Raw genomic sequence first — 26,381 nt, 5'->3', positions numbered from 1 at the left:
CATGGTCGGACGAACACTCGCGGACATCCGTGACAGGCTCTCGGAACTCAGCGTGGCTGTCGGGCCGTATCGCGTCGTCAGCGCCCGGACAGGAACGCCGCCGTTCCCGGTGTCGGGAATGCAGTTCCCGGACCGCGAGACGGCTGCCGAAGCGGCCAGCGTCGCGACCGCCTACCGGAGTGCCCTCCGCCGCTACGACCCCCGTGTCACCGTCCACGGCCTCATCGTCTGTGAAGCGCCGTGGGGGACCGACGCCGTCAGGACTGGCCCGTCATCGCTCCCGGAGTACTGTCACACGGTCGCCGGGTCGCTGTTCGAGGTGTTGTCAGGCCGTCATCGCTCCGTCGAGCAGGCAGTCATCGACAGCTACCTCGAAGCGGCCGAGGAGACGGAGAACCGCGAGCGCCTCTGTCTGGCGATGCTCGAAAGTATGGCCACGGCGATCGCCGACAATCTCGACCCGGAAGTACAGGCGGACACCCTCCGCGAAGCCGCCGGCCAGTTACCGAGGAAGCCAAGCGGGCCTGAGCCGGTCCGGGACGCCGTCGCCGACCTCGAAACAGCGGGGCTGGTCGACGAGACAGCAATCGAACCCGCCGCGGTCGGTCCCGGCCGCTGTTCCAGATATATTACATTACAGAACTATCGCCCGACGCTGTCGGACCTCCGCTGCCCAGTGTTGCCGATTGCCGTCGAACTGCTGCGCCGGACGAGTATCACGCCACAGATGGCCGAAGCCGAGCGAACCCCGGACGGCTGGCGCCTGCTCGTCTCACTGGCCGGTGACCAACCCGCCGAAGGGCTGTCGGTCGTCACGACGACTGCGTGAACATTCCACTCGATCTATAGGTCGGACCGTAATACATACACGAGACCCCTGTGACGGCACAGGTATGGGAGTCGCAGTAATCGGCGCGTCAATGACGAAATTCGGGCAACGCGACGCCTGGATCCGCGAGTTGCTCTCGCAGGCGGGCGAGGAATGCCTCACGGACGCCGGCGTTGCGCCCGACGACGTAGAGCACCTGTACGTCTCGAACATGGCCAGTGGCGAGTTCGAAGGGCAGACGGGAATCATGAATCTGCTGGCCCACGACCTGGGAGTGCTTCCGGCCTACAGCGAACGGGTCGACCAGACCTCTTCCTCGGGCGGAGCAGGCATCTACGAGGCCTGGCAGTCCGTCGCCAGCGGGGCCAGCGATATGACGCTGTTAGTCGGCGGGGAGAAAATGACTCACAAGACGACGGGCCAGGCGACCGACATCATCGCCTCGATTACCCACCCCGACGAGTACAAGCACGGCGTGACGCTCCCGTCCTTTGCCGGGATGACCGCCCGGCACTATCTGGAGCGGTTCGACGCCCCTCGGGAGTCGCTCGCCCGGGTCGCGGTCAAGAACCATCGAAACGGCGTGGACAACCCCAAGGCGCAGTTCCAGACGGAGATCACGATGGAGAAAGCGCTCGAGTCACCCATCATCGCGGACCCGCTGCGTCTGTATGACTTCTGTCCGATCACGGACGGCAGCGCCGCGCTCATGTTCACCACAGAGGAGCGCGCCAAAGAGATAACCGACGAGTACGCCCTCGTCTCCGGCATCGGCGGGGCGACCGACACCCACGTCGTCCACGAGCGCGACGACCCGACGGTCATGGGCGGGGTCGTCGAGTCGAGCAAGGAGGCCTACGAGATGGCCGGCCTCGGTCCTGAGGACCTCGATGTGGCGGAACTACACGACATGTTCACCATTCTGGAGTTCCTCCAGCTAGAGGGTATCGGCGTCGCCGAGCAAGGGACGGCCTGGGAGCTGGCGATGGACGGTGCCACTGCAAAGGACGGCGACCTGCCGATCAACACCTCCGGGGGGCTCAAGTCCAAGGGCCATCCGCTGGGGGCAAGCGGTGTCGCGCAGGGCGTCGAAATCTACGAACAGCTCGTCGGCGAGGCCGGGCCGCGACAGGTCGACGCCGACACCGCACTGGCGTGTAACGTCGGCGGCTTTGGCAACTGTGTCATCACCACCATCATGGAGGCCGCAGAATGACGCTGGAAGCAGGCATGTGCGCAAACGGTCACGTCTCGTACCCCACCCATCCGCTGTGTCCGGAGTGTGGCGAACCACAGGACGCGACGTTCGACCTCGCGGACCGGACCGGCGAAGTGGTCACTTGGACCCACTCGACGGCGACGCCGCCGGGCGTCCGCGAGCCAAACACGCTGGCTATCGTTGAGTTCGACATAACGGACGTCTCCGATGCGAGCGACGAGTTCGTCCGCGCGCTCGGGCAGGTGACCACGGACGAGGTCGAAACAGGTGACACGGTCGAACCCGTCTACGTCGAGGAACTCCGCGACCCCGACGCGGGCATCAAAGTGCCCGAGAGTCAGGACTGGGACGGCTACCGCTGGGACCCGGTCTGATCAGCTCTCCTCACCCTGTCGGATAATCCGACCGTCTGTCGTCGGCGAAATCGTCCCCTGTTCCTCGATAGTGTTGCTGACGAGGTCGGAGAGGAGTGCGTCCTCGTTCGACGAGACGAGGACAGTTGCGTCGCTGAGCATGCTGTACCCGTCGGCGCCGCCGAAGACGACGTAGAAGCCGCGAACAGAACGTGAGTGCGCTATACGGTCGAAACCGTTGTCGAATAGGTGTCGGGAAGGGCCCCCGTCTCAGCCAGCTCGGCGATACACTCTTCGACGGACTCAGTTCGGCCTCTGTCGGCGAAGGGGGCAACCTGTACGAGGTCACCGCTCTCGTAGACTGCGAGGCAGACGGCCGGCATGACGAGTTCGCGGCGCTTCTCGCCCGTCGTCGAACTGTAACAGAGCCGGGTGTCGAAAAACGGCGCGAGGCAGCCACCAGCCTCGCGGGCCCACTCCGCAAACTCGTTGTACAGGTCCCGCTCAGGTCCGTTACCGGAGCCCTGCAGCGGCACGCGCTTCTCCCACTCGACTGTGTCGACGTCGTCGAGTACGCCACGGCACACCAGCTCCTGTAGCTCACGTTCGATAGCGGTACAGCGTTTCTGTGACAGCGCTGGGAGGTCAGACCGGACGAACAGGGTCGCCCGACGACTGCCCGGAGCAGTAGAGCTGGACATCGGTATTCGTACCTAGCTCTGTGACATAATAAATCATTATGTTTCCAGGAGTGAAAATCTCACACTACGCTGAAGTTCTTTACTCCTCGTCGCTCCCCTCTCCGTCTTCGGGACCGGTGTCGTCCCTGTCTGGACCTTCGATATCGTCCTTTATCGACCGTAGTTCGGCGTCTACGTCCACTGGGACGTCAGTAACCTGGTCGGAGTCGACCTCCTCGCTCACCCCTGGTTCATTGGCTAATCTATCCTGGATCTGGCCACGCAATTGTTGGGCTTCCTGAATAAGCTCGCGGGCCTCTTCATCTTCCGGTGTCCCTTCGACAGCCTGCTGGAGGTCGGTCAACGCACCGTCGAGGCGAGAGAGCGTGGCCCGACTCAGATCACTCGCACGCTGTCGCACCTCATCCGAGGCGGACCCGGTCGATGTCGGCCGCCCTTCGGCCATCCGGAGGGCTCGACGGAGTATCTTCAGCGCCTCGATGTTGGTCTTCAACACCAGAATGACCGCAGGAATGGTCACGTCGCTGGTGAACCGGAGGAGTTCGCTCGGTGTCGGCGGCCGCGGCAGGCCGCTGTCGGTCGTAGGCTCGACCTCCGTCTCTAGCTCCTGCAGCGTCGTAACGAGGTCCGTAATCAGGGCGGAAAGGTCGTCGTCCGAGCTCATACCTCTCTCTTGTCGCCTCGGGTACTAAAGGCCGCGCCGTGTGGCCGGCCGGTTTCGTGTCGTCTCTCCCCCCGGTGTGGGGGCTGGCAGCCACAGATGATTAGGCCAACCAAAATCCTTTTAGCTTTAGGGGTGCCTAACTCAGGTAATGCCATCACAGACGGACGATGTCGAGACCTCCGAGGACCGCCCGGACGTTGCAGCACTGGACAGCGGTGCTGACAGAACCGTGTTTACCGAAGACGGGAACCGAGACGGTTGGATTTCGACCGACGTCACCGTCGACCTTCGACGGTAGTCCGTTCGTCCGCGCCGCGTTTCTCTTTCCTCTGACTCCTGAGTTACTTTCTTCACAGGCGGGTCTCTCCACGATCTGAACTGGGTAGCGACGCTACCAGTAACAGAAAATTCGGCAGAAGGCGGTGGGCCGACGTTAGTCCAAGACGAGCGTGTCGTCTTCGAGGTAGTGCTCGATGTGGTGTGCGTCTTCCTCGGTCTGCACGATGATTTCCCGGAGGATCTGCGCCGTCGCGTGGTCACCGAGGTTCTCCGCAAGGTCGATGTGATCACGGAGCGACTCGATGATGTCGCCGTACATCTCGAGGTCGTTTTCGAGCGACGTCCGGATGTCGTACACGTCCTGTCCTTCCGGTTCTACCGACGCGTGCTCTTCCTGTGCCTTGCCGCCAGCGACGGGCGTGCCACCGAGGGCCTGGGCCCGCTCCGCGAGTTCGTCGGCTGCCTCTTCGGCGTTGCCGGCGGCGTCGCCGAGGAACAGGTGGAGGTCGCGGAACTCGGCACCCTCGACGTTCCAGTGGTGCTTCTTGACCTGATGGTACAGTGTGTACGTGTCCGCAAGGTCCTGATTCAGCGCGTTGATAACCTGCTCGGACTTCTCTTTGTCGAGGCGGAGTTCGTTCTCTTCGACTTCCCCGAACTCGCGTCGGACGTGCTCTTGTGTTGCCATAGTCATCTTATTGTACAGGGGGAAGCCACTTAAAGATTGTTTTGTGAAAATATGTTTTCGGGAACCCAAAAAATATGTTCTAAGATAGAATGGCTGGTTACCTGAACAGAAATATTATCCGCTGATACCAACCCTCGCTCGAGTCAGCACTCTGCGCTTGATATAAAAGGGATAGGACTACTCCGACGACGGCCGGGAAACGACGAGCGCGACCGCGTCCTCGTCGATTGCGCTGCTGTCGACCGCTGTCTCACGGAGGACTTGCTCCTGATGGACTGCGACGACCGCGGCGAGGAGGTAGTCGTCCAGACCGAGATGTGCGCCGTACTCTTCCCAGACAGTTTCTCTGACCGCCATAAAGAACGTCTCGGGCGTGCGGCGTAGCACTGCGTCGTCGAACCGCTTTCGCCACTCGTAGACGAGGTCCTCGACACCGGGATTGTCACGCATCGTTTGCTGGTGGTCAGCGAGCGCGGTTCGCAACTGTTCCTCGTCGACGCTGTTTGCCCCTGCGACTCCACGGACCACTTCGTCGTCGAACGGTGCTAAGAGCGCTACGTCAGTCATCGGACGTCGCTACGGGGGTGACGAACAAAAACACCGTCACACCGAAATCGCGGTAATGAATCGTCTAGATTCCCGCTTGCTGGGAGTTCCCCACATCTATATTCGGGCCCCCTGTAACCACCGAGTAGAGGCATGGGACGATTATCGACGTTGTTTGCGCCGGAACGTGTCGCAGTGGTCGGGGCGACCGATTCGGAGGGGTCCGTCGGTCACGCGGTCACCACGAACCTGCTCGATTCGTTTGCAGGGGAGGTCGTGGCCGTAAACCCGAACAAAGAGACAGTGCTTGGATTGCCGTGTTACGACAACCTCGCCGGCCTGGAAGACCCCGGGACGGTCGACGTGGCTGTCGTCGTCGTGCCGCCGACGGTGGCGGTCGACGTCATCGAGAACGCCGGGGAAGCGGGTATCGAAAACGTCGTCGTCATCACTGCCGGGTTCGGTGAGACCGGCAGTGATGGGGCCGAACGCGAGCAGCGGCTCCGCGAGGCGGCCAGCAAATACGACCTGAATCTGGTCGGCCCGAACAGCCTCGGCGTGATGTCGACCCCCGTCGGGCTCAACGCCACTTTCGGCAATGAGATGGCCAGCGACGGCGACATCTCCTTTATGAGCCAGTCGGGCGCGTTCATCACCGCCGTGCTGGACTGGGCCGCCGAGCGCGATGTCGGCTTCAAAGACATCGTCTCGCTCGGGAACAAAGCGGTGCTAGACGAGAGCGATTTCGTCGCCGAGTGGGGCGACGACCCCGATACCGACGTCATTCTGGGCTATCTGGAGGACATCAACGACGGGTCGTCGTTCGTACAGACAGCCCGTGAAGTGACACAGGACACGCCGATTGTCCTCGTCAAGTCCGGTCGCACGGACGCGGGTGCGAGCGCGGCGGCCTCCCACACCGGTGCGATGGCCGGATCGGAGCGGGCCTACGAGGCCGGCCTCGACAAGGCTGGGACGCTCCGCGTCGAATCCGTACAGGAACTGTTCGACTACGCCCAGATTCTCGCCGGCCAACCGCTCCCGGACGGGGACGAAATCGCCATCGTCACGAACGCCGGCGGCCCCGGCGTGATGACGACCGACGCCGTCGGCGACTCGGACCTGCAACTCGCGCAGTTCGGCGACGAGACGTTCTCCCGGCTCCGCGAGGAGATGCCCGAGGAAGCCAACATCTACAACCCGGTCGACATCATCGGGGACGCTCCCGCGGAGCGCTTCGAAACGGCGCTTGAAACGGTACTTGCGGACGACAGCGTCTCGATGGCCGTCGTCGTCGCCTGTCCGACGGCAGTGCTTTCCTTCGAGGAACTCTCGGAACGGGTCGTCGAACAGCAGGAGCGGTTCGAGAAACCCGTCGCGGCGACGCTGATGGGCGGGAAGTCAGTCGACGCCGGTGCGAACGTCCTGAGCGAGGCGGGCGTGCCGAACTACTTCGATCCGGCCCGCGCGGTCGGGAGTCTGGACGCTCTCAGACGCTATCGGGAGATCAGGGCGACCGAGTACGAGGAGCCGACGACGTTCGACGTAGACCGCGAGCGGGCCCGCGAGATACTCGAATCCGGTGCCCGCCGCGGGTCGAACCGGCTCGGCGTGGAAGCGATGGACCTGCTCGACGCGTACGGGATTCCGACACCGCAGGGCGATGTCGTCTCCTCGCCCGTCGAAGCGGAGGCTATCGCCGAGGAGATCGGCGACGACGTGGTGATGAAAATCGTCAGCCCGGACATCCTGCACAAGTCGGACATCGGCGGCGTCGAGGTCGGTGTCCCCGTCGAAGACGTCCGGGACACCTACGAGGACCTCGTCGTCAGGGCGCGCAACTACCAGGAGGATGCGACAATTCTCGGCGTTCAGGTACAGGAGATGGTCGACCTCGACAACGGCGTCGAGACGATCCTCGGGATGAACCGCGACCCGCAGTTCGGGCCGCTGCTGTTGTTCGGCCTCGGCGGTATTTTCGTCGAGGTGCTCGAAGACAACACTGTCAGTGTCGCCCCCGTCAGCGAGAACGAGGCGAAAGGGATGCTCGACGACATCGACTCCGCACCGCTGTTGCGCGGTGCGAGAGGCCGCGACCCCGTCGACGAAGCGACGCTGGTGGAAACCATCCAGCGGCTCTCGCAACTCGTCACTGACTTCCCCGCTATCGTCGAACTGGACATCAACCCCCTCGTCGCGACGCCCGACGGGGTGCAGGCGGTCGACCTGCGACTCACCCTCGACCAGGAGAAACTATGACCGACACGAACACGCTACTCGTCACGTCACTGGAGGAAGGTATCGGCAAGACGGCTATCACGCTCGCGCTAGCGACGCGTGCCCACGACGCGGGCTACGACGTCGGCTACATGAAGCCCAAGGGGACGCGCCTGCGGAGCGCGGTCGGCAAGACGCGGGACGAGGACCCGATGCTCGCCCGCGAACTGCTCGATCTGGAGACCGACCTCCACGACATGGAACCCATCGTCTACTCGCCGACGTTCATCCAGGAAGCCATCCGCGGGCGTGAGGACCCGGATGACCTCCGCAAGCGACTGCAAGAGGGCATCGAGACGTGTTCTGACGGGACCGACCTGCTCCTCGTCGAGGGGAGTAGCGACCTGACGACCGGCAGTATCGTCGACCTCACGGACATCGATATCGCGGAACTGCTCGACGCCCGCGTGCTGTTAGTCACCGGCTACGACACGCCCAGTGATACGGACGAGATTTTGTCCGCGGCCCGGGCGATCGGTGATCGACTCGACGGCGTCCTGTTCAACGGCGTCACCGACGCGACGGTGGACGAACTCGCCGACGACGTGGTTCCGTTCCTCGAAGGCGAGGGGATTCCAGTCCACGGCATTCTGCCGCGTGACCGCTCGCTCGCCGGCGTCACCGTTGCCGACCTCGCCCGGAACCTCGGCGCGGACATCCTCACTGGCGATGCCAACACCGACGTCCACGTCGAGCGGTTCAGCGTCGGCGCGATGAGCGGGAGCAGCGCACTCGAACGCTTCCGGCGGACGCGCGATGCCGTCGTCGTCACCGGCGGCGACCGCTCGGAGGTCCAGACCGCTGCTCTCGAAGCGTCCGGTATCAAGGCGCTACTCCTCACGGGTGGGTTCCAGCCCCCCAGTGCGGTCATCGGACAGGCGGCCGAGAAAAACGTCCCAGTGCTGTCAGTCCAATCGGACACGCGGACGACGATAGACAGGGTCGAGGAGGTGCTCCGGACCGGCCAGACACGCAACGAGGCAACAGTCGACCGTATGCAGTCGCTACTGGACGACGGTGTCGATATCGAGGCGCTGCTGTCAATCGATCTGTAGTACCGTCGTTTCGGCTGGGCGTTAGTCCGTTCCTAACGGAACATGGCCCCGCGCTAGGGCGAAACCTCCACATGAAACGTGCCTTACTATTTTAGTGGTTGGTAGTCAAGTATCAGATGGAGCCTTACCGGCTCCGTAGTGTCACACGACGGGGGTTTGCCCCCGTTCTATCCCCTTTGCTCGGCCACGTATGGACAGCTACTGGTCGATAGCTGGCCGTACCACCGACCGCGGGAGATCTGTGCTGATCCCCGAAATCACGCTGTCTGACGACTCGACGTCCAGCGGCGGAACGGGCCAGACGGAGCACCCGGTCATCCGTTCGATGACCGACGGATTCGTCCGCTCTGCGGTCGTCGCGCCTTCGTACTCGTTGAGAACGACACCGACGACTGGCACATCTCTCTGGCGGAGCGCTCGGACCGTCAACGCCGTGTGATTGAGCGTCCCGAGGCCCGAGCGGGCGACGACCAGCGCGGGAAGCCCGATATCCGAAACGAGGTCGATGATCTCCCGACCGTCCGCGAGTGGGACGCGCAGGCCACCGATACCCTCGACGACAGCCGTCTCGCTTCCTGCCACGACATCGGCGACCCCGTCGCGGATCGACTCGTAGGAAAGCGTGACGTCGTCGTCTGCTTCTCTTGCGGCCACTTCCGGTGCCAGCGGTGGCGACAACCGCTTCAGACAGACCGCGGCATCGGTCGTACCGCAGACGGACTCAACGAACGCCGCGTCGTCGTCCGGCGGATATCCGGTCTGGCAGGGCTTGACGGCGACTGCCTCCGTACCCGCGTCCCGTAGCCAGCCCGTCAGCCCGGCAGTCACGACCGTCTTGCCGACGCCGGTGTCGGTGCCGACGACAAACACGCCGTCCTCCGCGATGCGGCCAGTCCCGCGGTCAAGGCCCGAATCCTCGCTCGTATCGCTCATAGCACGCCCACCTCTGTACCGGCGGTTCGGAAGGCGTCGAGACACTGCGCGATGTCGTCGGCGGTGTGTGTCGCCATCGGCGCGACCCGGATACGAGAGGTGCCCTCGGGCACTGTCGGCGGTCGGATCGCAGGCGCGACGATACCGTGGTCGCGGAGTCTGTCGGCCAGTTCCAGCGCGTCCCCGCGGTCACCGACGACGACTGGGAGGATATGCGTCTCGCCGAGCACCTCGTAGCCCATCGTCTCCAGTCCGTCCCGGAGCGTGGCCACAGTGTCCCAGAGTTCCGCCGCGCGGTCGGTCTCGCGAGCGATTCGCAGCGCTTCGCGGGCCGCCGCGGCGTTCGGTGGAGATAGCCCGGTCGAGAAGACGAACGACCGCGCGGCGTTCAGCAGATACTCGATAAGCACCTCGTCGCCAGCGATATAGCCGCCCTGGCTCGCCAATGCCTTCGAGAGCGTACCCAACTGCACGTCGACGCGGTCGCTCAGCCCCTCGCGCTGGACGACACCGCCGCCGGTGTCGCCGAACAGCCCGGTCGCGTGTGCTTCGTCGACCATCAGCCACGCGCCGTACTCGTCGACGGCGTCACAGATGGCCGATAGCGGCGCGATGTCTCCGTCCATCGAGAACACGGAGTCTGTGACGACGAGCCACTGTTCGTCTCCGCCGACATCGGCCGCTCGCGCGCCCATTTTCGCCCGCAAATCGTCGGAGTCGCAGTGGTCGTACACCACTGTTTCGCTGGCTCCGACGCGACAGCCGTCGATAATCGAGGCGTGGTTCAGCTCGTCCGAAAAGACGACATCCGGGGCCAGCGCGTCGATTGTTCCAATATTGGCCGCGTAGCCGGAGGAAAACACCAGCGCTCGCTCGGTTCCTTTCGAGGCTGCGAGGTCGCGTTCCAGCGCCCGGTGGACCTGCGTGTCGCCGGTGACCAGCCGCGAAGCCCCCGCGCCGGTACCGACGGTCCGTGCGCCCAGTTCCGCCGCTCGCTGGACCCGGCTGTCGTCGGCCAGCCCGAGATAGTTGTTCGAGGCGAAGACGACGGCTTCGTCGCCGAACTCCGGTGGTTCGCCTTTCGGGTCGTCGGTAAAGCGGGTCCGAGCCGAGACGGATTCGGCGACTTCCAGATGCCGGCGGAGGTTCTGTGCGTCACGCTGTTCGAGTCGGTCGTTCAAATCGAAGCCGTGTGTCATGAAAAGGGGAATCAGGCGGTCTCAGAAGCCGGGCATCAGATCGGCGGGGCCGAACACGCCGTAGTGCCCGGCGCGGTTGTTCCGGACGCCGGCTTTCAGGTAGCCAAGCGCCGGGCCGTTAACGTTGGCCTCCATGCTGGTCACGTCGTCCAGTTCGAAGGTGTTCGTCCCCGTCTCCCCGTCGAATGTCGTGCCAGTCACGCTGACCGTCGTGGTGGTCGGTTTCTCGTCGGAGCGAACGTCGAGGACGCCGCCGACGTGGACGTCCTCGGCGTCACAGATGCCGGCCCGCTCCAGCAGCACGTCGTCGGCGTGTTCCATGTCGTGGAACTCCAGCACGCCGTCGTGCTCGTCGATGAGTGCCTCGATTTCGGCTTCGCTCATCTCCCTGGCCGTCTCGATGTCGTAGCCGTCGAGATGGGCGATGTCTTCCCGGACCGTCCCCCGGTTGTCCTCGTAGCCGGACTTGAGGCCGACGCCCCACCAGATCTCGACCTCCTCGACTTCGACGAAGGACTGGGCGGCGAGTGCCGCCGCGCCGGTGAGGAAGCCGGGGGTCGCGCCGGCCCCGCAGACGAACGTGATGCCGGACTCTTTCAGCAGGTCCTCGCGGTCGTCGAGCATGCCGATGACTCGGGAGCGTTTGAGCACGTCGATCATGACGCCCTCGTAGTCGGCCTCGGCGAAGCGCTCAGCCACGCGCGGGATGAAGTCGTGTTCGAGGTTCGGGAGCGCCAACAGCACGGCGTCGATAGCGTCGCTCTCGGCGATGATGTCGTCGATAGGTGTCTCCGTGGGTTCGCCCTGTTCGCTGGCGACGATACCGGACTGATCGCCATGTTGTTTGACGCCGCCACCCTCGACTGCGGCCGCCCCGCCGTCCGAGGCGTAGTCGTCCGTGGGTGCCGCGGGGGTCGAGTCGGATGCGTGTTCCGCCGGCCCACTCGCGATATTGCCTTCCGTCGCCGCCAGCAGTTCGTCTACGTCGAGGCCATCGTGGTCGAGAGCCACGCCGTTGCGGTCACAGGCCGCGACCGCGGTGAGGCCGTCCTTGTGCTGTGAGACTTCGAGCGTCCGCCGTCCGATACCACCGGTTCCGAGCACTGCAAAGCGTATGTCGTCCATTGTCAGTCGTCGGATTTGAGTTCTGATTTCGTCTGTGCTGTCCCTGCCGCCGTCTCGGTTTCTGTCTCGTCAGCCGCGCGTTCTTTGACCGCCTCAGGGTCGAACTCGTTGGCCTCCGTGTTGGGTTCCAGTCCGGCCTCTTCCATGATTTCGAGGTCGTCGGCCGCCGTCTGTCCCTCGGTAGTGAGATAATCACCAGTGAGGATGCCGTCAGCACCGGCCTCCAGCGCGGCCACCTGTCCATCTGTGTCGAGATTGACCTCGCGTCCGCCGGTGAGGCGCACCCGGGACTCGGGGTGGAGCAGGCGGTACACCGCGATGGTCTTGACGACCTCCTCGGTCGTGATATCGGGCAGCCCCTGTTCGGCCATGGGGGTCCCAGCGACCGGATTCAGGATGTTGACCGGGAGCGAGGAGATGCCGATGTCCTGCAGGGCCATCGCCGCGTCGACTCTATCGGTCGGGGATTCGCCCATCCCCAGGATGACACCGGCACAGAGGTCCATCCCGGCGTCCTTGGCGACCCGGAGCGTCTCGACCCGCTTCTCGAACGTGTGGGTCTGGACGACCTCCGGGAAATACCGGGGAGAGGTCTCGATATTGTGATTGTAGTGGTTGAGTCCTTCATCAGCCAGAATCGCGGCCTCCTCCTCGGTCAGAATGCCGAGGCTCGCGTCGACCTCCACGTCCGTCTCGTCGCGGACGAGGCGGATGGCTTCGAGGACTTCCTCCCACTCCTCGGGGCGGTTCTCCTTCGAGACGCCCTTCTCGGCGACGACGATACCGAACCGCTGTGCGCCGTCGCGTTCGGCGCGCTTTGCGGCCTCCAGTATCTTCTCCGGGCCGAGAAAGCCGTAGTTGTCGATGCCGGTGTCGAAGTGGACAGACTGGGCACAGAAGCCACAGTCCTCCGCGCAGTTCCCGGCTTTGGCGTTTACGATCGAACACGCGTCGACGGTGTCGTCACCCAGTTGCGTGCGCACGTAGTCGGCCCCGGACGCCAGGTCGTCGACTGGCTGTGCGATGAGAGCCAATCCGTCCCGGCGGTCGAGGCATTCGCCGTCCAGCACGCGTGCGACAGCGTCGTCTATCGTTTGGTTGCCCGTCTCGTAAACCACATTCTCGCTGTCGGTTGACGGTCTGATAAAGATTCGGGTGGGTCCGGCGACCGACACACAGATCGTGGGGGTACCGTTTTACCAGACCCACTGCTACGCAGTCACATGGCTGGTTCGACGGAGACGGCAACTGAGCACGCCGCCGAAGACGGCCACGAACACCGGAGTCGGTGGCCTCTAATAGCTGCAATCGGTGCTGCGTCGCTGTACCTGGGCGTCGGATTGGTGTTTGTCGGGCTCGACCTGGTCCCGTCCGTGGTCCCGATCGCACTCGGCGGCGCTGGTGCGATTGGCTTGCTGGCCGGACTCGCCGGGTGGGCCAACGAGGCATTCATCGCCGATTACGTCCGGAACCGCGGGGACAGCGATTCCGACCTGTACGCCACGACGATGGTTCTGTTCCTCGTTTCCGACGTGGCGACGTTCTCCGCCGGTTTCATCTACTACGCCTTCATCCGGGCCGGGTCGTGGCCACCGGCCCACCTCCCGCCGTTGCTTGGCTCGCTGGTGGTCATCAACACGGTGCTACTGCTCGCCAGCAGCGTGACGCTCCACTACGGGCACGAGGCGCTGGAACACGGGAACCGGCGGCGGTTCCTGGGCCTGCTCGGGGTGACGCTCGCGCTCGGCGTCGTCTTCCTCGCCGGACAGGTGTACGAGTACTACGAGTTCGTCGCCGTCGATGGATTCAGCATCGGCTCCGGCGCGTTCGGAAGCGCGTTCTACGGCCTGACCGGCCTCCACGGCCTCCACGTCGCGCTCGGCGTGCTCCTGCTCGCTATCGCCTTCGCTCGTGCGCTCCGGGGCCATTACGCACCCGAACGCGACACCGCCATCCGGACCACGTCGCTGTACTGGCACTTCGTCGACCTCGTGTGGGTGTTCCTCGTCGTCGTGCTGTACGTCGGCGCTGCGCTCTGAGCGAACACCGAGCGAGGGACCGCTACTCTGACCGGCCGGCCCGCTGTTCCAACCGCACCAGCCGCCGGTACAGCGGCGGGGCCAGGACGCCGAGGAACCCGAGCGCGATGGCGAACACCCCCAGCGGGAACTGTAGCGGCGCGGCCGCAAAGCAGGTGTTCTCGGCGACGAGGGTCACGTAGTACTGCTCGCCCTCGTAGGTGACGAGAGCCCCGCGGCGGAAGGCGTCGGCGTTGGGCACGTCACCCACGACCTGCTCCTCACCGACCGGGTCGTCTACGGCGGTCAGGAACGCCGTCTGTTCGTCCGCGGAGAGGTCCTCGAAGGCCAACTGCGGGAGCCGCGGCCCCAGCTCGTCGCCGCCGAACCGCTCGGCCGTCTCCTCCGGCCCTTCCACGCCGATTGTCGGGTTCCCGCAGTTCTCCAGGTCCGGCTCGATAATCGCGTAGCCGCCGGGCACGGCTCCGGCGATACCGACCGCGATGAGCAAGACGCCGACGAAGGGCGCGAGATACTGAAAGACGAACGAATCAGCGCCGTCGCTCATCTGTCAGCCGCCCCCGTCGGTCCGGGTCCGAAGCGTCTCGTCCGACTTGAGGTACTGGAAGGTCACGGTTAGCCCGATGCCGTAGGCCCAGTGAGAGACGAGTACGAAGGTGAGGTACCCGACAAACGCGAGCCCGCTCTGCCCGGTGTAGAACGCGATAGCAAACCCGCTGGATATCAGCGTTGCGAACACCAGCCCGGTCTCGAACAGCAAGCGACCGGGGAGGTAGTCGGAGAACGCAAGGAACAGGAGCGGCCAGGTGACGGTCCCACCGACGAGGAAGAGCACGGCCCCGATAGCCGGGCTCGCGGGCAGCCCGACCAGTTCGGCGATTTCACTGAAGGAAACCGGGTCGAGGACGCCGATGAGTATCGCTGTGATGAGCCCACCGCTCATCAGGACTGTGCCGACAAACCCGCCAGCCGCGGCCATCCAGGCGTTTCGTGAGACGGTCTCGGCGACGGTACCGACGCCGCCGGCCAGTCCGGTCGGCTCGGCTTCAGGGGCGTAGGAGCGCCGTGTCGTCTCGGGCTCGGTCGGCTCCATATCGTACTTGTTCATCATGTGCTGTTCGAACCACTGCCACTCGCGGGTGAACTGGCTCGTCGCCTTCAGGCCCCACGGGTCCGTCGTCGACACGGGCGTCCCCCGCCAGTAAGAGACGAGCATGTTGTACAGCCACAGCAGGGCGCTCAGGCCGATGATGTAGCCGCCCACGGTCGCGATTTGCTGGGCGAACTGGTACTCCGGTGGGTAGATGGCCTGTCGTCGCGGCAGCCCAAGCCCGCCGATGACCAGCAACGTCATGAACGTCACGAACGAGCCGAAGACGATCAGCAGCGCCTGGAATCTCGCCATCCGCGTGTCGTACCACCGACCAGTGATGAGCGGGTACCAGTAGTAGCTCGCGGCGATCATCAGGAACGGGATGATGCCGACGACGATGAGATGGAAGTGGCCGACGACGTAGTAGGTGCCGTGATAGAGGATGTCGATCGGGATAACTGCGAGGAACACGCCGGTGACGCCACCGATGATGAACGTCCCTATCCCGCCAGCACAGAGGATAAACGGCGCAGTCAGGCGGATGTTCCCTTCCCACATCGTCGTGATCCAGTTGAATACCTTGATCGCGCTCGGAACGGCGATAGCGATGGAAACCGCCATGAACGACAGCTTGACCCGCGGGTCCGCGCTCGTCGTGAACATATGATGCGCCCAGACGCCGAAGGAGAGGACGCCCAGCCCCAGCGTCGAGTAGACGATGAACTGGTAGCCGAAGAGTTTCCGGCCGACGAACTTCGGCAAGATAAGGCTCATCAGCCCCGTCGCCGGGAGGAAGAGGATGTACACCTCCGGGTGGCCCCAGAACCAGAACAGGTGTTGCCAGAGGATAGCACCACCGCCTTCCGTCGCAAAGAACGTCGTCGCGAGGTTCCGGTCTAGCAGGAGCATCACGAGCGCGCTCCCCAGCAGTGGAAAGGCGAACAGTGCAATTCCGCTCGTGACGAGCATGTTCCACGAGAAGATGTCGAGGTTCGCCCAGGTGACGCCCTCGCCACGTTCGTAGACGATTGTGGTGATGAAGTTGATAGCACCGACCGTCGTGGCGATGCCGCTCAGGTGCAACCCGAGCAACAGCAGGTCTATCTGCGGATTGGGCTGTTGCACGGACAGTGGTGCGTACAGTGTCCAGCCGATGCTCACTTCGCGCATCGTGAGGAAAAACCGGATAGCGTTCGCCGGGAGCACCAGATTCAGAACCTGGCCGAGGACCTGGATCATGAGTCCCATCCGGACCATAATGAGTGCCGGCGGCAGGAGCCAGAACCCGATAGCGTTGACCCGCGGGAACGCCATGTCGTCGGCTCCGATGAGGAGCGGCAGGACGTAGTTCCCGATGCCGAAGAACACGGGCAGGACGAAGAATATCAGCATCGTCAGCCCGTGCGTTGTAAACAGCGCGTTGTACGTCTCCGGCGTCCAGATGTCCGCCGGCGGCGTCAGCAGTTCCGTCCGGAGCATCATCGCGTCGACGCCACCCCACAGACCGGCGGCGGTGCCGAAAGCGATGTAGAGCAGACCGATGTCCCGGTGGTCCGTCGTCGTCAGCCAGCGGGACACTTCAGACTGGAGTCGACCGATTTCGAATTCGATCTCCTCTCGGGTCGTGTAGCCGCCGTCGCTCTCCGGTCGTGCTTTCTGCCGCTCCCGGAGCCACAGAAGAAGCACCGACAGCGCCAGCACGGCCAGGGCAGTTCCCTCAACGATAGCCCTGTTTAGCATCTGTGTGTAACGTGCCGTCCCGGAACGATTGCTCGTCTCGTCATGCTACACGTTACCAATAATTGACACGCCCACATTCATAAAACTACGCTGGGAACCCGACACCAGTACGGGTCACCGGTCAGCTGTCATCACCTTGGGCAAGTTATTTGACACGGCGATTGGTACAGTGTGACAATGCGTCTCCGACGACGCGTGATTCAGGCGGGCCTTGTCGTGGTCGGGCTCTCGCTACTTGCTGCCCCGGCCACAGCGCAGTCGGTCAACAGGGCGGCTATCGACGACCTCAACGAACAGCTCCTGTACGTCGCTCTGCCGTTGACGTTGTTCGTCGAACTCACGCTCGTGTACGTGATCTACCGGTTCCGGAACAACGACGACCCGCAACCGACGGTCGACGACCCGGCGCTAGAGGTGACCTGGACGGCCGCGACGGGCGCAATACTTGTCTTTGTCGGGATCTCGGCGTTCGTGGTGATGGCTAACCCCTACATCACGCCTGCAGCGGCCGAGGCATCCGCCGGCGGAGGCGACGCCTTCGCGGAGGATACGGAGATAGACGTGCTTGCCTACCAGTGGGGATGGGAGTTCTCCTACGCCGAAGCGAACGTCACGACGGAGGAACGGCTGGTCCTTCCAGCGGACAGGAACGTCACGTTCAGGCTGCGGACGACGGACGTGATCCACGCCATCTACATCCCGCAACTAGGCGTCAAACAGGACGTCTTCCCCAGCCGGACGATAACGGCCCGAACGCACGCGACCGAACCCGGCGAGTACCGGCTGTACTGCGCTGAGATGTGCGGGTCCGGCCACAGCAAGATGAACGCCACCGTCGTCGTCAAGAATCAGTCCGCCTACGACGCCTGGATGGAGAATCAGACGGCTTCGGCCGACTAGCGGACTGCTGAGTAGGCGTGAAAAGCGTCAGTACAGGTCGTCGAGTTCGCCCTCGGTGTGGCTGTGGGACTCAGCCGGGAACTCGCCGGATTCGACGGCGTCGATGTACTCGTCGACAGCGTCGGCGACTTCGCCGCGAACGTCGCCGAACTGCTCGGCGAAAGGCGGGCTGGACTCGGAGAGGCCGACCACATCGGTGAACACGAGCACTTGCCCGTCACAGTCGCCGCCGGCTCCGATGCCGATAGTCGGGATGTCGACGGCCTCGGTGACCTGGGCGGCGAGGTTGGCCGGGATGTGTTCGAGCACCAGCGCGAACGCGCCGGCGGCCTCGTGTTCCCGCGCGAGGTCGAGGATCTCCTCTGCCTCCTCGCGGCCGGTCGCCTGCCTCGTGTAGCCGGTCTGGTTCACGCTCTGTGGCGTGAGTCCGAGGTGGGCCATCGTCGGGATGCCCAGCTCCGTCAGCCGCTCGGTCAGTTCGACCGTATGTGGCCCTGATTCGAGCTTGACCGCGTTTGCGCCCTCTTCTTTCAGCATCCGCCCGCAGTTCTGGATGCTCTCGCTCTCGTCCGTGCCGAAGGAGAGAAACGGCATATCGGCGACGACCAGCGCGTCGTCCGCACCGCGTGCGACCGCGCCGACCCGTGAGGCCATCTCGTCGAGCGTGACCGGGAGCGTGTCGTCGTGGCCGAGGACGGCGTTCCCCATGCTGTCGCCGACGAGAATGACGTCCACGCCGGTGTCGTCAACGATGCTCGCGGTCACGGCGTCGTACGCTGTCAGCATCGTGATCGGCTCCTCACCAGCCATCGCCTGCAGATCCCGGACAGTTGGCATATCCGAGCGGGGGCGCGCCTGCGCCTTACCTGTTCGGGTTGCGCAGTTCGCACAGGAAACCGCAAGGTGCTTGCCGCACCTAGCTGTACCACAGGTCGTGCCAACAGTCGAGAAGACGGACCCGGACGGCGTGGACTTCGGGTGGGTGATGCAGGTCACGTTCGTGACGACGATATTGGTCGGCTCGCCACTCGTTGTGCTCGCGTCGACCGCGGTCACGCTCCAGACCTGGACCGCGCGGGCGATGTTCGCGGTCCGCGTCGGCGCACTCATCTGGTTCCTGACGGCCGTCTGCGTCTACCTCTACGCGCGATACCGGGCTTGATCGAACTCGCTCGCCCACTCGAACGCCATCCCGGCCCGCCGGGCGGCCGTCGCGTCGCTCTCTGAATCGCCGACGAACACGGCCGCGCCAGGGTCGACCCCGATTTCTTCGGCAATCGCCAGCAGACCCTCCGGGTCAGGTTTCGGTGACTCGACGGTGTCACGGCCGACGACCGGCCCAACGTGACCGTCGAGGCCATGGACATCCAGCGCGGCCCGACACGCCTCCTCGGCGTTGAGCGAGCACACGCCGACGGGGACGCTGTGTGGGAGGCCGTCGGCGAGGGTCAGTCGCTCCGACTCGTGCGCCCCGGTCCGCTCGTGGTCGGTGATCGCCGCCTCGACGGCGTCACGGTGGCCGGTCTCGGATGACAGCGTCAGCATCTCCCAGAGGTCGCGGTTCTCGGGGTCGACGTTTCGTTCCCGCAGGACCGTCGCGACGTCGCTGGTCACCGTAGCCCAGTCGACGGCCAGCCTGACGAGCGTCCCGTCGAGGTCGTAGATGACGGCGTCGTGTGTCACACCAAGCGATAGGGCCGACGCCCGCAAAACCGCTTCGCCCCGTCGAGCCTACTCCAGCAAGTCCTGTGCGATAATGTTCTGCTGGATTTCGCTGGTCCCCTCATAGATGGTCGTCACCTTCGCATCGCGGTAGAAGCGCTCGACGGGGTAGTCCGTCGTGTAGCCGTAGCCGCCGTGGATCTGAATCGCCTCGTTGGCTACGTCCACCGCCGTCTCGCTCGCGAAGTACTTCGCCATGCTCGCCGCCGCTCTCGCTCGCTCGCCGCGTTCCAGTTGCTTTGCGGCGTCCCACGTCAACAGCCGCGCCGCCTGCACGTTCGTCGCCATGTCCGCGAGCTTGTGCTGAATCGTCTGGAACTCGCTGATCGGCTGGTCGAACTGCTCGCGCTCCTGCGCGTAGTCGAGGGCCTCGTCGAGCGCGGACTGTGCGAGTCCGACGGCCTGCGCGGCGATGGCGACCCGACCGGTCGTCAGAATCGACAGCGCCGCGGCCAGTCCCTTGCCCTCCTCGGTCAGTTGGTAGCGCTCGGGCACGCGGACGCCGTCGAACTGGAGCGGAGTCGTGTCGCTCGCGCGGAGGCCGAGTTTGTCCTCTTTCTCGCCGACGGTGAGCCCGTCGGTGTCTTTCGGCACCAGAAACTGCGTTATCGAGTCCGGGTCGTCGGGGTCGGTCTTCGCGAAGACGATGACGACGCCCGACCGCTTGCCGTTGGTAATCCACTGCTTCTCGCCGTCGATGACGTACTCGTCGCCGTCGCGCCGGGCGGTGGTCGACATCTCCCGCGGATTCGACCCGGCCTGTGGCTCCGAGAGCGCGAACGCGCCGACCGGGCGGCCGTCGGCCATGTCGGGGAGCCAGTCGTCCTGCACTGCTTTGGAGCCGAACTGTGCGATACACGAGGTCGCGAGACAGTGGACCGACAGCGCCGTCGCGACCGCGAGCGACCCGTACGCGAGTTCCTCGTTGACCAGCGCGTACGTCGGCTTGTCGGCGTCGAAGCCGCCGTATTCGGCCGGTGTCGTCAGCCCAGTGATGTCGATATCCGCGAGCCCGTCCCAGCACTCTTCGGGAAAGGACTGCTCGCGGTCGGCATCGGCGGCTTTCGGACGGATGTCCTCGACCGCGAACTCTCGAACGGTGTCACGGATGGCTCGCTGTGCAGCGGAGAGATCCATACCGACCGTTACAGCGGAGTCACGAAAATATTCGGGGTCAGTTGGACTCGACGAGGTCGATGTCGAGGTACTGTTCGAGCGCCTTGATCGTCGACCCACCGACGTTCGCCTGCGTCGCGCGCCCCTGCTCGACAGCGAGGATGTCCGCTTCGTCAAGATCGAGCTCCTCGGCCAACTCACCTGTCTGGAGGCCCTCGCCCTGACGCGCCTCCGTCACGCGCTCGCCGTACTTGCTGACCAGATACGGGAGCTGGTCGTCGTCGTAATCAGCGCCGTCCTCCCAGTGGGAGGCATCGGCCTGCTGTGCGTCTTGCATCTTCGCCGCGTTCTGCGCGGCTTTGCGTTTCCGGTTCTGCTCGTCGCGCGAGCTGTCACTGCCCGTCGTTCGCTCGTTTTCCCCGTGGTCACGCGCACAGCTGTCACACACCTGGAGGGTCGCACCAGCGACGTTCGCGGTCTGGAGGTCGCCGCCGTCGCTACCGCAGAGCTCACAGCTCCCGCCGGCGCTATCGCCACCACTGCCGGTCGAGTATTTGGCCATGCCCCCCGTAGCGGTTTCGTGATATTTCAAACGTCCGGTTCGCGCGAGTGACACACCCTCCCGGGGCGGGTCCAAACGAAAGCGCTTTTATTATCCCACCGGAAACGATTGAATGCACTCAGCAAGAGCGCGCGTGGGTAGCCAAGCCAGGCCAACGGCGCAGCGTTGAGGGCGCTGTCCCGTAGGGGTCCGCCGGTTCGAATCCGGTCCCACGCATTTCTTTGAGCGCGAACAAATCGTGAGCGCTCTGCTAATCGAACAGAGCGGATTCGAACCCTGCAAGGAACGCACAGCGAACTGCTGTGAGCGAGCATTTCTTGCTCCGGTTCGAATCCGGTCCCACGCACTCTCAGAGTGCAGGTGCATTCCCTTGGGACTGCACCCACGCAAACTTACTTCGGACACAACGCTTCCAGAGCGTTCGCTGTCCCGTCTCTCGTCAAAATAGATGACCGCGAGCCTGAGCGAGCCCACTCCTCGCTCACCGCATCTCGTCGAGCGCGACCGCGTGCTCGATGTCGACCGAAATCCAGTGGGTGGGGAGCTCGTCGTCCTGATCGCTGAAGACAGTGAGCTCTGTCGGATTGTCCGCGTCGTCAACCGCATAGTCGAAGCGAGCCGATCCCGCGGGGCGAGCAGACGAATCACGGAGTGGGTCATACACCGACATCGTCAGTCCCTCGTTTGAAACGACGTGGACACTCCTCATAAGCGGCAGTTGTGATTCCTGCGGTGTGAGAATCAGCCAGTAGAGGCGGTGGATGCTATCGCCCCAGTAACTGTTCGGGTAGAGCGGTGTGCGGGACCGGATTCGAACCGGATGGAGACGGTCGGCCTCGCGTTGCTCGGCCGCTGCGACTCCCAGGGTTCGGAATCCGCTGGCGATTCTGCTGCTCGCGGTTTGCTCGCAGCAAGAATGCGCGGGACCGGATTCGAACCGGCGGACCCCTACGGGATAGCGTCCTAAGCGCTACGCCTTTGGCCTGGCTCGGCAACCCGCGCGCACCAGTCGGTATCCGCGTTGGCATCAAGAACCCTTCGCTTGCGGGCGACGAAGGTTTAGGTAGGATGGGGAACAACGAACTCGTATGTACCGCGCCAGCGACCGAATCGAGCACGACGAGTGGCTCTCCGACATCGAAGCCGCGTCGGATAGGCTCGACCTCGGGACGGAGGCGCGGTCCCACGCGGTCGACCTGTTTCTCTCGACAGTTCCGGACGAAGACCGCTCGAAACAGGCGACAATGGCTGCCAGCGTGTACGTCGCCGCGCTGGTCGCTGGTGAGGAGCGGTCCCAGTCCGCTGTCGCGGAGGCGACTGGCGTCTCCCGGTTGACGATTCAACAGCGCTGGAAGGACTTGCTGGAGACGGCCGGGCTGGAAGCGCCGGGCTGGTAGCTACGAAATGTTCTGACGGCCGGTGCGGTTCGGCGTGAGGTTCCCGTGTTCGTCGATTTCGCCCTCGACGATCCGGGTCGAAGAGATGATGTCACCGTCCTCGGCGCGGACGTGCGGGACGACTTCGATTTCGAGCGGGTCGTGGCCCCGCTCCTCGCGGATCTCGTTGATGCGGCGGCCGCCGGTCTCCGTCTCGGGCGAGACGACGAGCGTGTCGAACTGCGGCTCCGTGGCGATACCGGTCGGCTCGGTGAGTTCCCGGACCGCCCATTCGCGGCCCTGGTCGGCGGCGAGCGTCGCGAGTTCGTCGGCGAGTGCAGATTTCCGTTCGCTGAACGGCCGAACGTGGCGCTGGTCGTGGCGCGTCTTCGGCGCGAGGTCGTCGCTGGTGAGGCCAACTGTCACGTCCCCGAGTTCGAATGCGCGTTCGAACAGCGCGCGGTGTCCGTCGTGAATCGGGTCGAACGTTCCCCCCAGCGCGACATTCATATCCCGGGCAACGGCGCGGGTAGGTTTAGTAATATCGACTCGCGAAACGGCTTGCAGGAACCCGTTTTGACTACACGTCGGCGTCGTCGTCGCCGCCCTCGGACCCGTTTCCTTCGTCGCCAGTGTCCTCGCTGGCGTCGGCGTCGTTCGTGCCGTCGTTCGCATCCTCGACCGAAATCGTTACCGGCTCGTCGTCGGGTTCCAGCGTCGTCTCGCCGCCGCCGATATGGTCGTCGAGGTTGAACACCGTGTTCAGTTCCGACTGGATGTCACCGACGATGGTGTTGACGAGGTCGCTCGGCGGAATAGCGCTGTACTCGTAGGGGTTGTTGCCCGCGCCGTCGCTCTCACGCTTCTGGCGGGTCACGACTTCCTCCTCGGTGAGCGCCGCCAGAGCCTCGCGGACCGTGCTCGGATACAGACCGGTCCCCTCGGCTATCTCCTCGCTGGTGCTCTCGGGATGCTGTCTTAGGTGGACGTAGATCCGCGCCCGCGTCTCCGTGTCGAGCACCCACGCCAGCAGGTCGACGATCCCTTCGTCGAACTGCTCGACCGCGCGGTCCGCCTCCTGTTCGATTCGTTCACGGACATCGCCTGTGTCCTCGAGGTCGTCGTGATCGTTGTCGTCTGCAGACATGCGTTGTCTCTGTGAGGACAAAAGCTACAGCTGGATAAAAACCCTTGGCTCAGACTCTCCTGTCGCTCCGCAGTATCGAGCAGGCAAGTCCGGCCGCGGACGACAGCCCAGATCAGGACAGGCGAAGCGAGTCAGCGAGCGCCATGACCCCCTCCTCCGCACGAAGCCGGCGCTGTCGCTCGGCCCCGCTTTCGCGGTCGTACAGCTCCCACAGTCCGCCGATACCCAGCCGGTCGCTCTCCATCTCGACCAGTTCCTCGACCGAGCGTGTCGTCGAGATGTCACGCGATATCAGTTCTGCGGACTGGCCGTGGCGGATTGCACGCCACTTGTTCTCGTCGAGGAACTCCCGGCGGAGTCGCCGGCCGGACTCCCCGTCTTCGTAGCGCTCGGCGAGATCGACGACGAGTTCGCGGACGTACTCGACGAAGGCCAGCACCCGGTCCGGGTCGGCTTGCCCGTCCGGAGCACGTACCTCGACGGTGCCGTGGCCCGAATGCGGTCGCACGTCGAACCAGAGTTCGCCGCGGTCGTCGATACTACCAGTTTCGAGCATCCGCCGTTCGTAGGTCTCGAAGGCGTCGTAGTCGTCGAACGCTGTCGGCATCCCGGTGTTGGGCAGGCCCTCGAATATCTTCCCGCGGGCGGACTGCAGCCCGGTGTCGAAGCCGTTCCAGTACGGCGAGTTCGCCGACAGTGCAAGCATCAGCGGGAGATGCCAGCGGAGTTCGTTCGCCACCCAGACGGCCTTGTCGGCGTCGTCGACGCCGACGTGGACGTGCAGGCCTGCGGTCGTGTTGCGGTGCTGTGGGTACTGGATTCGGTCTAGCTGGGACTTGTACCGGGGCTTCTCGGCGTGTTCGAGTTCGCGCCACTTCGCCAGCGGGTGCAGTCCAGCAGCGGCGATACCGAACCCGTTCGCTTCGGCGTGGTCGACCAGCGCATCCCGGACTGACCGAAGGTGCTTCCCGGCGTCCGCCGGGTCGTCGATACGCGGCGTCTGCGTCTCGATAACGCACTTGAACAGTTCGTGGTCGAGCCGGCCGTCGAGAACCGCAGGCGGCTCCGTCTCGTAGACGAGTTCGTCCGTGCCAGACGTCGGGCGACCGAACTCGTCGACGACGTAGAACTCTTCTTCGATGCCGAGCGTCCCCATCCGGGTAAAATGCTCGGCAGATCCCGTCGCGTCCATTACTCAGCACATCGGAATCGACCCGGTAAAGCCTTCCGTCCCCGCCCGCTCAGCCCGCACAACTGGATTCCGTCTCGGACGATTATCGCGGGCAGTACCAATCCCAACTAGTCCTCTCGCGGCCGGGCAACGATACCGAGGTGGTCCTCGTGGAACGGGTCCAGACGCGCCGTCTCAAGCAGTTCGTACTCAGCGCTGAGTTCCGTACGCACACTGTCGAACACGGCGTCGGGGTCGGCGGTCACGTCTTCGCTTCTGGCCTTGATAGCCGCGAGGAGCCGCCCGTCGTCAGTCAAGAACTGTTTGTTGAGCGTCGCCACCCGAGCCTGCCCCCTGGTCGCCACGTCCTGCACGACGACGTCGACCGGTTCGACGACGTGGGCGTAGCTCTCAGGCTTGCGTGCGTCCTTGAGCAGCGGGAAGAGATTCCGCCGGCTCTCCGCGGCGTCCAGCAGTTCCCGCACGGGCCGGGGCGCGAACTCGACGGCGTAGGTCGGGCCGCCGAAATCGGCAACGTGACTCACGGTCGTCCCGGCCGCCGCACCGAGGTACAGGACGGTCTCACCGCCCTCCAGACCGGTGTCCATCCCCTGTTCGAGCATCGCGCCGAGCTTCGAGCGGTGCGGGTCCCACCGCCGCCAGTCGCCGTCGGTCCGCTCGCCGTACACCGGCTGACCCTGCGTGGCGAGGCTCGTCTCGCCGTCGAAGTCGTGGCGCTCGACGCCAGTCGGGAGCGTCATTCGTCGCCCTCCTCGGCCCGGGCCTGAATCCGCTCGATACGCCCGTCGAGTTCCGCCTGCAGGTCCGGCCGACGATCGCCGCTGTAGTGGTCGACGCGAGCGGCGATTGAGAGCTTCCCGGCCAGCGCCCGCGCGGCAGACCCGCGGTCCGCACGACGGGTCCCGCGCACGTACTCGTGGGTGAAGATGACGCCGTGTTTCGGGGACGGCGCGTTCCCTTTGAGGTGTGCGAACAGCGCGTCTTCCGCGCCGAGGACCTGTACCGTCCCGCTCGGTTTCTTCGCCAGCGCTTCGAGGCCGCCGGCCAGTGAAATCAGGCGGGCCGCAAGCACCGGCCCGGCCAGCATCGAGAGGTTCGGCGCGACGGCGGGCGCGGTCCGTTCGATGTACGCCCGAAGCGAGTCCGCTTCGTCGGCCAGCTCGGCCGTCTGCCCGGCGAGCGACCGGAGGGCAGTGTCTCCCTCGTCCTCGTCGTCTCGGTCGGCCAGCGAGCGAGCGTACTCGACGCCGCTCCCGCTATCACCGTGCCGGCTCCCGCCCCACTCGGCGACCCGTTCGGCGAGTTCGTTTGCCGTGCGCTCGCAGTCGGCCATCGCCCGGACCGCGTGGACGAGCTGCTGGTCGTCAGCGCCCTCTCGTTCGGCGACCGCCGCGCTGGTGGCCGCCATCGTCACCTCGTGCAGACGGTCGTAGTAGTCCGCTTCGTCGTCTGCGAACCCCGCCTCGACTGCCTGCTGTGGCCAGTCCTCCGGCGTGTCGGCTCGCCCGGCCTCTATCTGTTCGACAGCGGCCGCGTCGTCGTCCGGGTCCAGCCCGGCGAACCACCCGTTGCTCATAGCCGTGTGTGTACGCCCGACGCGAAAAAGTGACCCGGTTAGCGCCTGCG

Annotated in this window: 31 protein-coding genes and 2 tRNA genes; 11 read left to right on the top strand and 22 right to left on the bottom strand. The window is 64.6% G+C overall.

What is annotated here, in order from left to right; genetic code table 11:
- Window position 1 precedes the first annotated feature (1 nt).
- From ACNO8S_RS07235 to ACNO8S_RS07225, 3 genes are all read left to right on the top strand, one after another.
- A complete protein-coding gene (locus tag ACNO8S_RS07235) occupies window positions 2-829 on the top strand; it encodes a DUF7551 domain-containing protein (protein WP_014040364.1) in 828 nt (275 codons plus the stop codon).
- A gap of 64 nt (window positions 830-893) precedes the next feature.
- Window positions 894-2,045 carry a thiolase C-terminal domain-containing protein gene (locus ACNO8S_RS07230; protein ID WP_014040363.1) on the top strand — a complete coding sequence of 384 codons (1,152 nt, stop codon included), beginning with the start codon at window positions 894-896 and terminating at the stop codon, window positions 2,043-2,045.
- The gene (locus ACNO8S_RS07225; RefSeq protein WP_023843261.1) at window positions 2,042-2,422 is read left to right on the top strand and encodes a Zn-ribbon domain-containing OB-fold protein; all 381 of its coding nucleotides are present in this window, start codon (window positions 2,042-2,044) and stop codon (window positions 2,420-2,422) included. The genes ACNO8S_RS07230 and ACNO8S_RS07225 overlap by 4 nt, the downstream gene beginning before the upstream one ends.
- Here the strand turns inward: ACNO8S_RS07225 and ACNO8S_RS07220 are convergent, their stop codons facing one another.
- From ACNO8S_RS07220 to ACNO8S_RS07210, 3 genes are all read right to left on the bottom strand, one after another.
- On the bottom strand, window positions 2,423-2,563 hold the full coding sequence (locus tag ACNO8S_RS07220) for a hypothetical protein (RefSeq protein ID WP_014040361.1): 141 nt from the start codon (window positions 2,561-2,563) through the stop codon (window positions 2,423-2,425).
- 59 nt (window positions 2,564-2,622) lie between these two features.
- Complete coding sequence (locus ACNO8S_RS07215) at window positions 2,623-3,102, bottom strand: HTH domain-containing protein (protein WP_420182723.1); 480 nt, start codon at window positions 3,100-3,102, stop codon at window positions 2,623-2,625.
- Window positions 3,103-3,181: 79 nt separating this feature from the next.
- The gene (locus ACNO8S_RS07210; RefSeq protein WP_014040359.1) at window positions 3,182-3,766 is read right to left on the bottom strand and encodes a DUF7547 family protein; all 585 of its coding nucleotides are present in this window, start codon (window positions 3,764-3,766) and stop codon (window positions 3,182-3,184) included.
- 148 nt (window positions 3,767-3,914) lie between these two features.
- Between ACNO8S_RS07210 and ACNO8S_RS07205 the strand changes: the two genes are divergently transcribed.
- Window positions 3,915-4,064: a hypothetical protein gene (locus ACNO8S_RS07205; RefSeq protein ID WP_004961340.1), complete on the top strand. Its 150-nt coding sequence runs from the start codon at window positions 3,915-3,917 to the stop codon at window positions 4,062-4,064.
- 135 nt (window positions 4,065-4,199) lie between these two features.
- Here the strand turns inward: ACNO8S_RS07205 and dpsA are convergent, their stop codons facing one another.
- The gene (gene dpsA, locus ACNO8S_RS07200) at window positions 4,200-4,733 is read right to left on the bottom strand and encodes a DNA starvation/stationary phase protection protein DpsA (protein WP_008309164.1); all 534 of its coding nucleotides are present in this window, start codon (window positions 4,731-4,733) and stop codon (window positions 4,200-4,202) included.
- Window positions 4,734-4,910: 177 nt separating this feature from the next.
- The gene (locus tag ACNO8S_RS07195) at window positions 4,911-5,300 is read right to left on the bottom strand and encodes a hypothetical protein (protein ID WP_420182722.1); all 390 of its coding nucleotides are present in this window, start codon (window positions 5,298-5,300) and stop codon (window positions 4,911-4,913) included.
- 132 nt (window positions 5,301-5,432) lie between these two features.
- Here ACNO8S_RS07195 and acs point away from each other — a divergent pair, with 132 nt between their 5' ends.
- Window positions 5,433-7,538, top strand: coding sequence for an acetate--CoA ligase alpha subunit (acs, locus tag ACNO8S_RS07190; protein WP_008309166.1), 2,106 nt, complete (start codon window positions 5,433-5,435; stop codon window positions 7,536-7,538).
- On the top strand, window positions 7,535-8,611 hold the full coding sequence (locus ACNO8S_RS07185; RefSeq protein WP_014040355.1) for a phosphotransacetylase family protein: 1,077 nt from the start codon (window positions 7,535-7,537) through the stop codon (window positions 8,609-8,611). The genes acs and ACNO8S_RS07185 overlap by 4 nt, the downstream gene beginning before the upstream one ends.
- A 198-nt stretch (window positions 8,612-8,809) precedes the next feature.
- Here ACNO8S_RS07185 and bioD read toward each other — a convergent pair whose 3' ends face one another.
- The 4 genes from bioD to bioB are packed head-to-tail and all read right to left on the bottom strand — an operon-like array spanning window position 8,810 to window position 12,986.
- Window positions 8,810-9,544 carry a dethiobiotin synthase gene (gene bioD / locus ACNO8S_RS07180; protein WP_420182721.1) on the bottom strand — a complete coding sequence of 245 codons (735 nt, stop codon included), beginning with the start codon at window positions 9,542-9,544 and terminating at the stop codon, window positions 8,810-8,812.
- Window positions 9,541-10,743, bottom strand: a complete 1,203-nt coding sequence (locus tag ACNO8S_RS07175; protein WP_064288058.1) for an aminotransferase class I/II-fold pyridoxal phosphate-dependent enzyme — start codon at window positions 10,741-10,743, stop codon at window positions 9,541-9,543. Before ACNO8S_RS07175 ends, bioD begins: the two co-directional genes overlap by 4 nt.
- Window positions 10,744-10,764: 21 nt before the next feature.
- A complete protein-coding gene (locus ACNO8S_RS07170; RefSeq protein WP_050038063.1) occupies window positions 10,765-11,868 on the bottom strand; it encodes a transcriptional regulator in 1,104 nt (367 codons plus the stop codon).
- A 2-nt stretch (window positions 11,869-11,870) separates the two neighbouring features.
- Window positions 11,871-12,986 (bottom strand): biotin synthase BioB, encoded by a 1,116-nt coding sequence (bioB, locus tag ACNO8S_RS07165; protein WP_420182720.1) that lies wholly within the window; start codon window positions 12,984-12,986, stop codon window positions 11,871-11,873.
- 105 nt (window positions 12,987-13,091) lie between these two features.
- On the opposite strand from bioB, the gene ACNO8S_RS07160 reads away from it, so the two are divergent.
- Window positions 13,092-13,907 (top strand): cytochrome c oxidase subunit 3, encoded by an 816-nt coding sequence (locus tag ACNO8S_RS07160; RefSeq protein ID WP_420182719.1) that lies wholly within the window; start codon window positions 13,092-13,094, stop codon window positions 13,905-13,907.
- A 22-nt stretch (window positions 13,908-13,929) separates the two neighbouring features.
- On the opposite strand, the gene ACNO8S_RS07155 is transcribed toward ACNO8S_RS07160, so the two are convergent.
- Window positions 13,930-14,454 carry a hypothetical protein gene (locus ACNO8S_RS07155; RefSeq protein ID WP_050038060.1) on the bottom strand — a complete coding sequence of 175 codons (525 nt, stop codon included), beginning with the start codon at window positions 14,452-14,454 and terminating at the stop codon, window positions 13,930-13,932.
- Between the two features lie 3 nt (window positions 14,455-14,457).
- Complete coding sequence (locus ACNO8S_RS07150) at window positions 14,458-16,740, bottom strand: DUF6789 family protein (RefSeq protein ID WP_050038059.1); 2,283 nt, start codon at window positions 16,738-16,740, stop codon at window positions 14,458-14,460.
- Between the two features lie 177 nt (window positions 16,741-16,917).
- Between ACNO8S_RS07150 and coxB the strand changes: the two genes are divergently transcribed.
- Window positions 16,918-17,640, top strand: coding sequence for a cytochrome c oxidase subunit II (coxB, locus tag ACNO8S_RS07145; RefSeq protein ID WP_014040347.1), 723 nt, complete (start codon window positions 16,918-16,920; stop codon window positions 17,638-17,640).
- A 27-nt stretch (window positions 17,641-17,667) separates the two neighbouring features.
- Here coxB and panB read toward each other — a convergent pair whose 3' ends face one another.
- Complete coding sequence (gene panB / locus ACNO8S_RS07140; RefSeq protein ID WP_014040346.1) at window positions 17,668-18,477, bottom strand: 3-methyl-2-oxobutanoate hydroxymethyltransferase; 810 nt, start codon at window positions 18,475-18,477, stop codon at window positions 17,668-17,670.
- A 97-nt stretch (window positions 18,478-18,574) separates the two neighbouring features.
- Between panB and ACNO8S_RS07135 the strand changes: the two genes are divergently transcribed.
- On the top strand, window positions 18,575-18,802 hold the full coding sequence (locus tag ACNO8S_RS07135) for a DUF5822 domain-containing protein (RefSeq protein ID WP_005534398.1): 228 nt from the start codon (window positions 18,575-18,577) through the stop codon (window positions 18,800-18,802).
- Here the strand turns inward: ACNO8S_RS07135 and ACNO8S_RS07130 are convergent.
- From ACNO8S_RS07130 to ACNO8S_RS07120, 3 genes are read right to left on the bottom strand one after another with little or no spacing between them, the layout of a single operon-like run.
- Entirely contained in the window at window positions 18,781-19,323 is a 543-nt protein-coding gene (locus ACNO8S_RS07130; RefSeq protein ID WP_014040345.1) for an HAD family hydrolase, read from the bottom strand. The two genes, ACNO8S_RS07135 and ACNO8S_RS07130, sit on opposite strands and share 22 nt — an antisense overlap.
- 48 nt (window positions 19,324-19,371) lie before the next feature.
- A complete protein-coding gene (locus ACNO8S_RS07125) occupies window positions 19,372-20,499 on the bottom strand; it encodes an acyl-CoA dehydrogenase family protein (protein ID WP_014040344.1) in 1,128 nt (375 codons plus the stop codon).
- Window positions 20,500-20,536: 37 nt separating this feature from the next.
- The gene (locus tag ACNO8S_RS07120; RefSeq protein WP_064288051.1) at window positions 20,537-21,040 is read right to left on the bottom strand and encodes a helix-turn-helix domain-containing protein; all 504 of its coding nucleotides are present in this window, start codon (window positions 21,038-21,040) and stop codon (window positions 20,537-20,539) included.
- 131 nt (window positions 21,041-21,171) lie between these two features.
- Between ACNO8S_RS07120 and ACNO8S_RS07115 the strand changes: the two genes are divergently transcribed.
- Window positions 21,172-21,256: transfer RNA gene (locus tag ACNO8S_RS07115), tRNA-Leu, on the top strand.
- Window positions 21,257-21,521: 265 nt separating this feature from the next.
- Here the strand turns inward: ACNO8S_RS07115 and ACNO8S_RS07110 are convergent.
- A complete protein-coding gene (locus tag ACNO8S_RS07110; RefSeq protein WP_239642278.1) occupies window positions 21,522-21,749 on the bottom strand; it encodes a DUF7511 domain-containing protein in 228 nt (75 codons plus the stop codon).
- Between the two features lie 208 nt (window positions 21,750-21,957).
- Window positions 21,958-22,042: transfer RNA gene (locus ACNO8S_RS07105), tRNA-Leu, on the bottom strand.
- A gap of 86 nt (window positions 22,043-22,128) precedes the next feature.
- Between ACNO8S_RS07105 and ACNO8S_RS07100 the strand changes: the two genes are divergently transcribed.
- Window positions 22,129-22,437 (top strand): cyclin, encoded by a 309-nt coding sequence (locus tag ACNO8S_RS07100; RefSeq protein WP_014040341.1) that lies wholly within the window; start codon window positions 22,129-22,131, stop codon window positions 22,435-22,437.
- Here ACNO8S_RS07100 and ACNO8S_RS07095 read toward each other — a convergent pair whose 3' ends face one another.
- The 5 genes from ACNO8S_RS07095 to ACNO8S_RS07075 all read right to left on the bottom strand — a co-directional run bounded on the left by ACNO8S_RS07095 (window position 22,438) and on the right by ACNO8S_RS07075 (window position 26,331).
- The gene (locus ACNO8S_RS07095) at window positions 22,438-22,926 is read right to left on the bottom strand and encodes a phosphopantetheine adenylyltransferase (protein WP_014040340.1); all 489 of its coding nucleotides are present in this window, start codon (window positions 22,924-22,926) and stop codon (window positions 22,438-22,440) included. It abuts the gene before it with no gap.
- Between the two features lie 70 nt (window positions 22,927-22,996).
- Window positions 22,997-23,563 (bottom strand): winged helix-turn-helix domain-containing protein, encoded by a 567-nt coding sequence (locus ACNO8S_RS07090; protein ID WP_014040339.1) that lies wholly within the window; start codon window positions 23,561-23,563, stop codon window positions 22,997-22,999.
- Between the two features lie 112 nt (window positions 23,564-23,675).
- A complete protein-coding gene (locus tag ACNO8S_RS07085; protein WP_420182718.1) occupies window positions 23,676-24,755 on the bottom strand; it encodes a glutamate--cysteine ligase in 1,080 nt (359 codons plus the stop codon).
- A gap of 107 nt (window positions 24,756-24,862) precedes the next feature.
- Window positions 24,863-25,495: a fibrillarin-like rRNA/tRNA 2'-O-methyltransferase gene (locus ACNO8S_RS07080; protein WP_008309199.1), complete on the bottom strand. Its 633-nt coding sequence runs from the start codon at window positions 25,493-25,495 to the stop codon at window positions 24,863-24,865.
- On the bottom strand, window positions 25,492-26,331 hold the full coding sequence (locus ACNO8S_RS07075) for an NOP5/NOP56 family protein (protein ID WP_014040336.1): 840 nt from the start codon (window positions 26,329-26,331) through the stop codon (window positions 25,492-25,494). The genes ACNO8S_RS07080 and ACNO8S_RS07075 overlap by 4 nt, the downstream gene beginning before the upstream one ends.
- Window positions 26,332-26,381: the final 50 nt, after the last annotated feature.

It is taken from the genome of Haloarcula sp. KBTZ06, from assembly GCF_048595605.1.
In the GTDB taxonomy this organism is placed as follows: domain Archaea; phylum Halobacteriota; class Halobacteria; order Halobacteriales; family Haloarculaceae; genus Haloarcula; species Haloarcula hispanica.
Note: the sequence above shows the minus strand (reverse complement) of the source record. Positions and strands in the feature narration are given on the sequence as shown.